Source organism: Plantactinospora sp. GCM10030261, from assembly GCF_042666615.1.
Lineage (GTDB): Bacteria > Actinomycetota > Actinomycetes > Mycobacteriales > Micromonosporaceae > KBS50.
Map to the genome: position 1 here is coordinate 16,631 of NZ_JBHTDD010000048.1, position 11,805 is coordinate 28,435.

General features: G+C 71.1%; 10 protein-coding genes. 6 read left to right on the forward strand and 4 right to left on the reverse strand.

Going from position 1 to position 11,805, the window contains the following annotated elements; genetic code table 11:
• Positions 1–28: 28 nt before the first annotated feature.
• Entirely contained in the window at positions 29–241 is a 213-nt protein-coding gene (locus tag ACFQUZ_RS31485) for a hypothetical protein (RefSeq protein WP_377448788.1), read from the reverse strand.
• A gap of 233 nt (positions 242–474) precedes the next feature.
• On the opposite strand from ACFQUZ_RS31485, the gene ACFQUZ_RS31490 reads away from it, so the two are divergent.
• From ACFQUZ_RS31490 to ACFQUZ_RS31510, 5 genes are all read left to right on the forward strand, one after another.
• Positions 475–1,452, forward strand: a complete 978-nt coding sequence (locus ACFQUZ_RS31490) for an acetylxylan esterase (protein WP_377448789.1) — start codon at positions 475–477, stop codon at positions 1,450–1,452.
• A gap of 230 nt (positions 1,453–1,682) precedes the next feature.
• Positions 1,683–2,192, forward strand: coding sequence for a DinB family protein (locus ACFQUZ_RS31495; protein ID WP_377448791.1), 510 nt, complete (start codon positions 1,683–1,685; stop codon positions 2,190–2,192).
• A gap of 311 nt (positions 2,193–2,503) precedes the next feature.
• Positions 2,504–3,739, forward strand: a complete 1,236-nt coding sequence (locus ACFQUZ_RS31500; RefSeq protein WP_377448793.1) for an ABC transporter substrate-binding protein — start codon at positions 2,504–2,506, stop codon at positions 3,737–3,739.
• A gap of 18 nt (positions 3,740–3,757) precedes the next feature.
• On the forward strand, positions 3,758–4,696 hold the full coding sequence (locus ACFQUZ_RS31505) for a carbohydrate ABC transporter permease (protein WP_377448795.1): 939 nt from the start codon (positions 3,758–3,760) through the stop codon (positions 4,694–4,696).
• A complete protein-coding gene (locus ACFQUZ_RS31510) occupies positions 4,696–5,622 on the forward strand; it encodes a carbohydrate ABC transporter permease (protein ID WP_377448797.1) in 927 nt (308 codons plus the stop codon). Before ACFQUZ_RS31505 ends, ACFQUZ_RS31510 begins: the two co-directional genes overlap by 1 nt.
• Positions 5,623–5,681: 59 nt before the next feature.
• On the opposite strand, the gene ACFQUZ_RS31515 is transcribed toward ACFQUZ_RS31510, so the two are convergent.
• Positions 5,682–6,386, reverse strand: coding sequence for a CBS domain-containing protein (locus tag ACFQUZ_RS31515; RefSeq protein WP_377448798.1), 705 nt, complete (start codon positions 6,384–6,386; stop codon positions 5,682–5,684).
• Between the two features lie 129 nt (positions 6,387–6,515).
• Positions 6,516–7,556, reverse strand: coding sequence for a zinc-dependent alcohol dehydrogenase family protein (locus ACFQUZ_RS31520; protein WP_377448800.1), 1,041 nt, complete (start codon positions 7,554–7,556; stop codon positions 6,516–6,518).
• Positions 7,557–7,767: 211 nt separating this feature from the next.
• Between ACFQUZ_RS31520 and ACFQUZ_RS31525 the strand changes: the two genes are divergently transcribed.
• On the forward strand, positions 7,768–9,885 hold the full coding sequence (locus tag ACFQUZ_RS31525; RefSeq protein ID WP_377448802.1) for a M14 family zinc carboxypeptidase: 2,118 nt from the start codon (positions 7,768–7,770) through the stop codon (positions 9,883–9,885).
• A gap of 48 nt (positions 9,886–9,933) precedes the next feature.
• On the opposite strand, the gene ggt is transcribed toward ACFQUZ_RS31525, so the two are convergent.
• Positions 9,934–11,724 (reverse strand): gamma-glutamyltransferase, encoded by a 1,791-nt coding sequence (gene ggt / locus ACFQUZ_RS31530; RefSeq protein WP_377448804.1) that lies wholly within the window; start codon positions 11,722–11,724, stop codon positions 9,934–9,936.
• Positions 11,725–11,805: the final 81 nt, after the last annotated feature.

The following is an 11,805-nucleotide window of genomic DNA, read 5'->3' on the forward strand; positions in this document are numbered from 1 at the left end:
GCGCCTCCTATCGTCGTCCCCACCGACGCTACCCCGGCTCCCCGGCGAGGTCGTGCCGGGGCGGCTCGACCGCGCGGGCGGCGCGGCGCAGCAGCCCGGCGAGGTTGGTCCGCGCCCGCACGGTGCGCGGGGTGCGGTGCGGCGCGTGGTACGGCACCACGGGAGCGTCCGGGCGGGCGCTGTACAGCTCCCGGTTGGTGCTCCTGGTCGACATGATCATGGCGGTCGGATCGGCGTGCATCGTGGTCTCCTTGGCTCGCTGGCGTTTCCTATACCGGTACAGTAAGCACCTTCTCTGTACCGGTCAAGAGGGTAAAAGCAAGATCTTTTATGACCCTCCGTGGCCGTTCGCCCGGTCGGTCCACGGCGGCTTCCCGGCCCGATCCCGCCCGCGTGACGGCGCCTGGGGCTGGTGGGCGGAGCGCCGTAGATGGTGAACTATCGTCGCGTTTCCGAACCCCGGAGGAGAACAGCATGCTCGTCGACTGGCCCCTCGACCGGTTGCGCGACTATCACCCCGCCCGTGACGAACCCGCGGACTTCGACGAGTTCTGGGCCGGCACGCTCCGGTCGGCCGAGGAAGCCGGCCGGCCCGCGCGCTTCGACGCGTACCCGGCGGGCCTCGCCACGGTCGAGGTCTTCGACGTCACCCTCGCCGGGTACGCCGGGCAGCCGGTACGCGGCTGGCTGCTGCTACCCCGGGGTGGCGCCGAACGGCTGCCGTGCGTGGTGCAGTACATCGGCTACAGCAACGGCCGGGGACTGCCGCACGACTGGTTGTTCTGGAGCGCCGCCGGCTACGCCAACCTGGTGGTGGACACCCGGGGGCAGGGCGGCCACGGCCGGCTCACCGGCGACACCGCCGACCCGGAGGGAGCCGGCCCGCACGCCAACGGCTTCCTCACCAAGGGCATCGAGGACCCGGCCCGGTACTACTACCGTCGGGTGTTCACCGACGCCGTGCGCGCCGTGGCGGCGGCCCGCGAACACCCCCGGATCGACCCCGACCGGGTGCTGGTGGCGGGTACGAGCCAGGGCGGCGGCATCGCCATCGCGGTCGGCGGTCTGGTCGACGGCCTGGCGGCGGTGCTGCCCGACGTGCCGTTCCTGTGCCACTACCGGCGGGCAACCGAGATCACCGACACGGAGCCGTACGCCGAACTGACCCGATACCTGCACACCCGGCGGCACATGGTCGACCAGGTCTTCGAGACGCTTGGCTACTTCGACGGCGTCAACTTCGCCGCCCGGATGACGGCGCCCACCCTCTTCTCGGTGGCCCTCATGGACGCGGTCTGCCCGCCGTCCACCGTCTTCGCCGCCTACAACCGGTGCGCCAGCGCCGACAAGGACATCACCGTCTGGCCGTACAACGGGCACGAGGGCGGCGAGTCGTACCAGAGCCGGGAGCAGTTGCGCTGGCTCGGTAGTCGGCTCCCGGGCGCCGCGTAGACCGGCTGCCCCGCTGCCGCGCTGCTCCGCGTTGCCGCGCTGCTCCGCGTTGCCGCGCTGCCGCGCTGCTCCGCGTTGCCGCCCGCGGCCCCGCGTTAGGAAGGGGCCCTTTCAAGGCGGAAAGCGATAAGAAGGGGATCATCCTCCAGGCGGTGTGGCGCGGACGTTTAGCGGACGGCGGTGGCGGTATCCCGTTGGAGGACGGCGATGCCGGCATCGAGGGGGGCACCGTGGAGGCACGCGATCTGCTGCTGGAGGTCTTCGACCGGCTGCCCGGGCTGGTCCGGGAGGCGGTACGGACCCTCTCCGCCGAGCAGTTGCGCCAGCCGCCCGGGCCCGGTGCCAACACCGTGGGATGGCTGGTCTGGCACCTGACCCGGGTGCAGGACAGCCACGTCGCGGAAGTGCTCGACGCCGAACAGGTGTGGCTCACCAGCGACTGGGCGGACGCGTTCGGGCGGACGGCCGACCCGGCGGACACCGGCTTCGGCCACTCCGCGGCGGAGGTCGCCGCCCTGGCCCCGCGCGACGCCGACGCGCTTGTCGGATATCACGAGGCGGTGGCGGCCCGGACCCGCGACTTCCTGGCCGGTCTCACCCCGGCCGATCTCGACCGGGTGGTCGACGAGAACTGGGATCCGCCGGTGACGCTCGGCGTGCGGCTGGCCAGCGTCGCCGATGACGACCTCCAGCACGTCGGCCAGGCGGCGTACGCGCGAGGGCTGATCGAGCGGTCCTGACCCGGCGCGCGGGCGACTGCCGCACGAGCCTGCCATGAGCGACTCGGTGTGCGGCATCTCGGGCGGTGGCGACCACTCGCACCCCGCGACATGCCGCACATCGAGTCGATCGGTCCGGTTCGCCAGTCCGGAGTGGATCGGATGATCGGTTGATGTGAGACTCCACTGTAAAGAGGAATCGCCTCAGGTCTTGACCCCTGGCACAGGTGCGCGTAGAAGTGATCACGTGACCTGATTCACCGGTCGGTGACGGCATGCGGGTTCCGGCGTGCCGCGTCGACGACCGGTGCCGGTGGCTGGGGGAGGTGCCGATGATTCGTCGCATCACACGCGCTCTGGCGTGTCTGGCCATGGCGGGCCTGGTGGGGTCCTGCGGTCTGGCCGACGCCGACGACGGTCGGACCACAATCGAGTTCTTCCAGTTCAAGCCCGAAGGGATCGAGGCGTTCGACCGGATCATCGCGGGCTTCGAGCGGGAGCACCCGAACATCCGGGTGGTGCAGAACCACGTGCCCGACGCGGACACCGCGTTGCGCACCCGGCTGGTCCGCGAGGACATGCCGGACGTGATCGCCCTGAACGCCGGGGCGACGTGGAAGGAACTGGCCCCCACCGGGATCTTCTACGACTTCGCCGGTGAGCCGGTGGCCGAGCAGGTCAGCCCCACCTACCAAACCATCGTCAACGACCTGGGCACAGCGGCGCCGGGCGAGGTGAACGGCATCCCGTTCGTCGCCAACGGCGACGGGGTGCTCTACAACAAGAAGCTGTTCGCCGAGCACGGCGTCGCGGTTCCGCGCACCTGGGACGAGCTGATAGCGGCGGCGCAGACGTTCCGGGACGCCGGGATCACGCCGTTCTACGGCACCATCAAGGACGCGTGGACCGTTCTCGCGGCGTGGAACGCCCTGTCGGCGTACCTGCCGCCTACCGAGTTCTTCGACCGGCTGGCCGCCGACCAGGCATCGTTCCGCGACGACTTCCAGCCGGTCGCGCAGCGGCTGACGCAACTGTTCGACCTGGCCCAGCCGGACAAGGCCGCCCGCGGCTACAACGACGGCAACGAGGCGTTCGCCAAGGGCGAGGTGGCCATGTACCTCCAGGGCACCTGGACCCTGCCGTCGGTCCGCGAGTTCAAGCCCGGCTTCGACATCGGCATCTTCCCGATGCCCACCGACGATCCGGCGAAGGCGGTCCTGGTGTCCGGCGTGGACGTCGCCTTCACGATGGCCCGCGAGCCGGAGCACAAGCGGGAGTCGCTCGCCTTCATCTCCTACGTTATGCGGCCGGACGTGGTCACCGCGTACGCCGAGGACCAGAGCGCCGTCCCGGCCCTGCGTGACAAGCTGCCCACCGACCCGGGTCTGGCCGACCTGATCCCGTACATCGAACAGGAGCGCCTCGTCGGCTTCGCCGACCACAACATCCCGCCCGCCATCCCGTTGGACCGGATCACCCAGCAGTACCTCATCGACGGCGACCAGGCCGGCTATCTGTCCACCCTGGACAAGGAGTGGGACAAGGTCGCCCGGCGGCGGAGCCGGTAGCGGCGGGAAGGAGACGTCATGGCAACCGAGACCACCGGCCGGGCGACCGACGGCGGGCCGCGGACCACACGGGCCGGCGCCGACCGACGACGCCGGCGCCGGGTGCCGGCCGCCTTCTACTGGATGGCCGTGCCCGCGTTCGTGCTGTTCTTCGTATTCCACACCATCCCCGTGCTGCGCGGGGTGTTTTACAGCTTCACCAACTACGCCGGGTACGGCGACTGGAAGTTCGTCGGCCTGAGCAACTACGTGAACGTCTTCCGCGACGACCGGGTCATCCAGTCCTACCTGTTCACCTTCCAGTTCGCCGTCGTCAGCACCGTGGCGGTGAACGTCATCGCGTTGGCCATCGCGATGGGGCTCAACGCCCGGATCGCGTTCCGCAACACGCTGCGCGGCGTCTTCTTCCTGCCGAACGTGCTGGCGATCCTGGTGGTCGGCTACATCTTCAACTATCTGTTCAGCAACACCCTGCCGTACCTCGGGGAGAAGCTCGGCAGCACCACGTTGGCCAGCAGCCTGCTGGCCAACGAGGACCTGGCCTGGGTGGCGATCGTGGTGTTCGCGGTGTGGCAGGCCACCGCCTTCGCGGTCATCCTCTACCTGGCCGGCCTGCAGACCATCCCCGCGGACCTGTACGAGGCGGCCTCGATCGACGGAGCCGGCGCCTGGCGGCGCTTCCGGTCGATCACCTTCCCGATGATCGCGTCGTTCTTCACCATCAACATGGTGCTGTCGCTGAAGAATTTCCTGAACGTCTTCGACCACATCATCCCGATGACCAACGGCGGTCCGGGTACCGCCACCGAGTCGATCTCGCTTGTCATCTTCCGCGGCGGGTTCCAGGGCGGCGAGTTCGCCTACCAGACCGCCAACGCGGTGCTGTTCTTCATCGTCATCGTCGCCTTCTCCTTCTTCCAACTGCGCATCCTGCAGCGCCGGGAGGTGTCCGCCTGATGTCCGCCGATTCCGTCGCGCCCCCGACCACCGCGGTCAGTGCCGCGACGTCCCCGGACCAGGCCGACCGGCCGCCGGCGGGCCGATCCCGCCGGGCCGGCCGGGCACCCGGCCGGCGGATCAACTGGTGGCTCACCGCGCTGATGGTGGTGCTGTCGCTGACCGTCCTGATCCCGCTCTACTTCGCCATCGTCACCGCGTTGAAGACACCGGACGAGTTGGGCGGGGCCGGGTTCGCCCCGCCGGCCGACCCGCGGCTGGCCAACTTCGCCGACGCCTGGCGGCTCACCAACTTCCCGAACGCCGCCCTGAACAGCGCACTGATCACCGTCGGCGCGGTGGTGCTCACCCTGCTCACCAACTCGATGGTCGCGTACGCCATCTCCCGCAACATGCACCGCCGGCTGTTCCGGGGCCTGTTCTACTACTTCGTGTCGGCGCTGTTCGTCCCGTTCCCCATCATCATGCTGCCGGTGGCGAAGCAGACCGCGCTGTTGGCCATGGACAACCAGGTCGGGCTGATCTTCCTGTACGTGGTGTACGGCCTGGCGCTCAACGTCTTCATCTACGTCGGCTACCTCAACTCGGTGCCCCGGGAACTGGAGGAGGCCGCGTTCACCGAGGGCGCCGGCATCTGGACCACCTTCTGGCGGGTGATCTTCCCGCTGCTCGGCCCGATCAACGCCACGGTCGGCATCCTCACCTGCCTGTGGGCGTGGAACGACTTCCTGCTGCCGTTGGTCATCCTCTCCAGTCCGGACGCGCAGACGCTGCCCCTGGTGCAGTACGTGTTCCAGGGACAGTTCTCCACCAACTACACGGTCGCCTTCGCCTCGTACCTGATGGCGTTGGCCCCGATGGTGCTCGTCTACGTGATCGCCCAGCGGTGGGTCATCTCGGGCGTGATGCGCGGCTCCATCAAGTAGGAAGGTCCCCTTCCCGCCGGCTACCGGGAAGGGGACCTTACCGTCGGAGCGGCCGGCGGCTACGCGATGCCCATCAGGGTGGTCCGGCCCGCCGTGATGGTGGCCAGCGGGCTGTCGTCGAATTCCCAGGTCAGCTCGTTGTCCACCCGGACCACGCCGCTGACCTGCGCCGCCAGCCGACCGGCGAGCTGGGCGGCGCTCCACCTGTCGAGCCCGCCGACCAGCCGCACCACGCCGTCGCTCACGCTGACCTGGACGGTGCCGTCCTCGACCGCCAACACCCGGCGCAGCACCTCGTCCACCACGTCGCGGCGGATGTCGTCGTCCGGCCGCAGGTGCACCCGCAACAGATCACCCCGGGTGACGATCCCGACCAGCCGACCCAGGTCGTCGATCACCGGGAGTCGCTTCACCCGTTCGTGGCTCATCCGGCGCGCGGCGGAGACCACGCTGGCGTTGCCGAGAATGGTGACCGGTGGCGTGGCCATCAGGTCGGCGGCGACCATGCCGTCGGCCTTGACGCGGGCCGCCCGCCGCCGGGTGCCCTCGAAGATCCGCCACTCGTGGGGTTCGCCGATCAGCTCCACCTTGTGCAGCAGGTCGCCCTCGGAGACGACGCCCACCACCCGTCGATCCGCGTCCACCACCGGCACCGCCGCGACGCGCCGGCTGGCCAGCAGGTCCACGATCTCGCGGTACGGCGTGTCCGGCCGTACCGTCGCCACCTCGGTGCTCATCACGTCCCGTACCCGCCAGGTTCTCATGACCGCCTCCTCGCTTTCCGACTTCACCGTACGAGGACCGGATCGTCCTGGTCAGAGGCTTACGGGCCGGGTGGTCCGGGCCTTCCTGCGGCGAGCGGCCCGGGCCGAACGGCCCGGGCCACCCGGAGGTCACGACCGGGACAGCACGACCTTCAGCGCGCCGGTCCGGGCGGGATCGGCGAACACCTCGTACGCCCGCTCCATCTCCGCCAGCGGGAAGCGGTGTGTGACCAGGGGCGTCAGGTCGAACTGGCCGGCCCCGAGCATCCGCAGCAACGTCGGCGTGGAATGGGTGTCCACCAGGCCGGTGGTGATGGTGACGTTGCGGATCCACAGGTCCTCGAGGTGCAGCGTCGCCGGCTTGCCGTGCACCCCGATGTTGGCCAGGTGTCCACCGCGGCGGACCAGGGTGGCGCAGAGTTCGAAGGTGCCCGGCGTGCCGACCGCCTCCATCACCACGTCCGCGCCCAGGCCGTCGGTGACCTCGTTCACCACGCCGACCGGGTCGTCGTCCGGTGTGATCGTGATGTCGGCGCCGATCCGCTTGGCCGCCTCCAGCCGGCTGACCGCCTTGTCCACGGCGATCACGCGAGCGGGGGAGTAGAGCCGCGCGGTCAGAATCGCCGCGAGACCGATCGGCCCGGCGCCGACCACCACCACCGTGTCACCCGGCCGGACCCGGCCGTTGAGCACGCCCACCTCATACGACGTGGGCAGGATGTCGGCGAGCAGCACCGCCGCCTCGTCGGTGACCGTGGCCGGCAGCCGGTAGGTGGACAGGTCCGCGAACGGGACCCGGGCGTACTCCGCCTGGACGCCGTCGACCAGGTGGCCGAGGATCCAGCCACCGCCGCCCAGGCACTGGCCGTAGCTGCCCTCCCGGCAGTACCGGCAGCGGCCGCAGGCCGAGATGCAGGAGGCCAGCACCCGGTCGCCTGGTCCGACGGTGCTCACGGCGGCGCCCACCGCCTCGACCGTGCCCACCGCCTCGTGACCGAGGATCCGGCCCGGTTGGACGGCGGGTACATCGCCGCCGAGGATGTGCAGGTCGGTGCCGCAGATGGTGACCGTGTCGACGCGGATTATCGCGTCGGTCGGGTCGACGATGCGCGGATCGGGTGCGTCGGACCAGGACCGTTGTCCCGGGCCGCCGTAGACGAGGGCCTTCATGTCGTCCCCTCCTTGTCGTCTCCCTCCATCCCAGTACGGCGGCCGGGAACCGGGCAGGGCCGACAGTCCCGACCCGGCCGGGCCGCCCGTCCCGGTCGGCCCGCGGTCCCGGTCGGCCTGCGGTCCCGGTCACGTCCGCCCTAGACCTTGACAGCCATCGATCGAACGACTGGTGTGGACGTACTGGCATCGACGCCCGTCAGGAGGTCCCATGTCGACCAGACGATCGTGGACGGCCACCGCCGCCACAGTTGTCCTGCTCGCCGCGTCTCTCACCCCGGCAGCCCCGGCCGCCGCCGCGCCCACTCCCGCGCAGGTCACCCTTGCCGACACTGAAACCGCCCTGGTCCGGGTCCAGCTTCGCGACCAGACGCAGCTCGACCAGCTGCTCGCCGAGGGCGCCGACCTGGCCAACCGACCCCGGGTCCGGGACGGCCGGATCCTGGTCGACCTGGTGCTCACCGGCCGGCAGTTAACCGACCTCACCGCCCGGGGAGCCACCGCCGTCCAGGTGGTGCAGCGGGCCGGCGACGGCACCCGGCGGTACGCCGACAGCGTTCGCGCCGCCCAGGACCGCACCCGGGCCGGGCTGCGGTCGACCACCGGCGGCGACCGTACCCTCGCCGTCGACACCCTGCAGTTCCTCCAGGCGTACTGGTGGACCACCGGCGGGCAGACCTTCCTGCAGACGCAGGTCGCGACCACCGCCGCCGCGGACCCGGACGTCGAGATCACGGTCAGCTGGCGGACGGCGGACGGGGCCACCGGGTCGTACCCGCTCTACCGGTTCGAGGACGCCGGCGAGTACCAGTACCACGTCGCGCTGCCGCAGCCGGTACCCGGCCGGCCGGTCTCGGTGACCGCCACCTCCAGCCTCGGCGGGCAGAGCCGGCCGATCAGCCCGGCCGTCTGGCCGGGCGCCACCCCACCGCCGCAGCCGTCCGGATACCAGCAGGACTTCATCGACGCCTACCTCACCCCGGTGGACGTGCAGGCCCGGATCCGCCGGCTGGCCCGGCAGTACGGCAACCTCGTCGATGTGATCGACCTGCCGAACCCGACCCAGGGCTACCGGCGTACCGCCGTCGCCTACCTGGGCGACCCGGCCGCGGCGGCCGTGGTGGTGGAGTCGGTCCGGTTCGGCGACCAGGGCATGAACGGGGTACAGGTGCGCACGGTGGACCCGGGACGACCGGACCGCCGGCTGACGGCCAGCTACCGGGACCGGGTGTTGACCGTCTCGCTCGCCACCGACGGCGCCGGCAAGGTGGTCAGCACCACCGACGAGGTCGCCGCGCTGATCTCGGCCCGCTTCCCGCAGCGGGTCCAGGCCGTCGTGGAGGACGGATCGGCGGGGTTGCCCATGCCCATCGCCGGACCGGTCCGGTTGGACGACGGGCTGGCCGGAGCCGAGGTGCCGACCCGGCCCTGGACGGTGCAGGCGTTGCGCATCGGTGCGCACCGGGACGGCTCCCGGATCGGGGTGCTCGCCTACTCCCAGGAACACGCGCGGGAGTGGGCGACACCGCTTGTCACGCTGGAGTTCGCCGAGCGGCTGCTGGCCAACTACGCCACCGACGCGGAAACCCGGGAGCTGCTGGAGCAGGTGGACGTGTTCGTGATCCCGACGGTGAACCCGGACGGCGCGAACTACTCCTTCCACGACTACACCTTCCAGCGCAAGAACCTGGTCAACCACTGCACCGGCACGCAGCGGGACCCGCGGTACCGCAACTCGTGGGGCGTCGACATCAACCGCAACTACACGGTCGGGTCGTTGTTCGACGGGTACGTGGGGGCCAGCGCCAACTGCCTGTCCGGAAACTTCGCCGGGCCCGCCGAGCTGTCCGAGGCCGAGAGCCGCAACGTGATCGACCTGGCCCGGGCACACTCCAACATCAGGTTCGCGATGAACGTGCACTCGTACGGCGGCTACTTCATGTGGCCGCCGGGCGCCTACCGGGCGGAGGGCCGGATCACCCTGCCCCGTCCGTCCATCGACGAATCGGCCATGTTCCTGGCCAGCGCGCGGCGGATCGTCGGGGCCATCGCCAGCGACCGGGGGACGGTGACCTGGCCGTCGCAGACCGGTCCGGTGGCCGACGTGCTGTATTCGGCGGCCGGCAACTCCGCCGATCAGCTCTACTACGAGCTGGGCATCTTCGCCTGGGACTTCGAGGTCGGCAACGACCGGTGGAACGCCGCCACCGGTGAATGGGAGGGCGTCGGCTTCCAACCGCCGTTCGACGAGGCGCACGCCGAATCGCAGGAGTACGCCACCGGCCTGGTGGAGTTGCTCCGGGTGGCCCGCGACCACGCCGCCTCCTGAGCAGCGTGGCAGGGCCCCCGGCGAGCCGGGGGCCCTGCCACGCGATCGTCAGCGGGGGAGCACCACCGCGGCCGCGCCGCCGCCCCGGCGGGCCGGCTCGGCGGCGGCCAGCCACCGGCCCCGACCGAGGAACTCGATCCCGGTGGCCGCACCGATCTCGGCAGTCGGCGTGTACCGGTGGCCCAGAGCCGCCAGGGCCTGTCCCTCGGGCGAGGAGATGAACGCCGGTTCGGCGGTCACCGTGGCCGTGTTGCGCTGTGTCGCCCGGGGTGCCGCGATCGCGTCCGACAGCGACAGGCCGAGGTCGATCCGGCCGATCAGGATCTGCAGCACGGTGGTGATGATGGTCGAGCCGCCGGGCGTTCCCACGGCGAGGAACGGCCGCCCGTCCTGGAGCACGATCGTCGGCGACATCGAGCTGCGCGGCCGCTTGCCCGGGCCGGGCAGGTTCGGGTCCGGCGCCTCGCCCTGACTGGGCACGAAGTTGAAATCGGTCAGCTCGTTGTTGAGCAGGAACCCCCGACCCGGCACCACCATCGCGTTGCCGCCGGTCGCCTCGATGGTCAGGGTGTACTCCACCACGTTGCCCCACCGGTCGGCGACGGTCAGGTTAGTGGTGTGGTTCTCGTACGACTCGAACGCCCCGCCGGTGCCGGCGACACAGCCGCCGTACCGGCCGTCCGGAACGCCCGGCGGCACCGGCTTGTCGGCGGCGCGGGTCGGGTCGATCCGGCAGGCGCGCTCGGCGGCGAACCCGTCGGAGAGCAGTTCGCGCTGCACCCGGCGCGGCGTGCCGTCTCCGACGTACCGGTTGCGGTCGGCGAACGCCAGCGCGCTGGCCTCCAGGTAACGGTGCAGGGCCTGGGCACGGTCCAGGTCGCCCAGGTCGGAGCGTTCCAGGATGTTCAACGCCTCGCCGACGGCGACGCCGCCGCTGGACGGCGCCGGCATGCCGTACACGTCCAGGTCGCGGTAGCGCGAGTGGGTCGGCGCCGGCGTCCGCACCCGGTAGGACGCCAGGTCGCGCAGGCTGAGCGCGCCGGGCCGGATCGGGTACGCCCACGGCGTCCCCGGGTTGGTGGCGACCGGCGGGCGCTGCACGGTCCGGACGATGTCCCGGGCGATCGGCCCGGTGTAGAAGGCGTCGGTGCCGTGCCGCGCGATGGTGGCGTAGGTGTCGGCGAGGTCCGGATTGCGGAACACGGTGCCGACGGCCGGCGGCTGCCCACCCGGCAGGTACAGCTCGCGGGTGGAGGTGAACTGGGCGAACGCGGCGGCGTTGTCGGCCACCTGGCCGCGGAACGTCGGGTCCACCACGAAGCCGTCCCGGGCCACGCCGATCGCCGGTCGCAGCGTGTCGGCGAGCGACCGGCTGCCCCACCGGCGCAGCGCCTCCCGCCAGGTGGCGAGAGTGCCCGGGGTGCCCGCGGAGAGGCCACTGATCCGGGCCTCGTCGAAGGCGTACGGCTGGCCCGTGGCCGGGTTGACGAACAGCCGTTCGTCGGCGGTCGCCGGCGCGGTTTCCCGGCCGTCCAGGGTGGAGACCCGGCCGGTTCTCGCGTCGTAGTGGACGAAGAACCCGCCGCCGCCGACGCCGGCCGAGAACGGCTCGGTGACACCGAGGACGGCGGCGCTGGCCACCGCGGCGTCCACCGCGTTGCCGCCGCGGCGCAGCACCTCCAGCCCGACGCGGGTGGCCTCGGCGTCCACAGTGGCCACGGCACCGCCGTACCCGGTGGCGGTGGGTGACGCGGTGTCCGTGCCGCCGGCCGCGTCGGCGACCCCGGCGGGGGTGGCGATCAGTGCGCAGATGGTGAGCGTGACTAGTGCCGTGACCACCAACGTTCATGGTGTTGGGTGACACGCCGTATGGCCTGTCGGCCGGGCGGCGTGGTGGCGGTCAGGCTGTGGCGGTGGCAG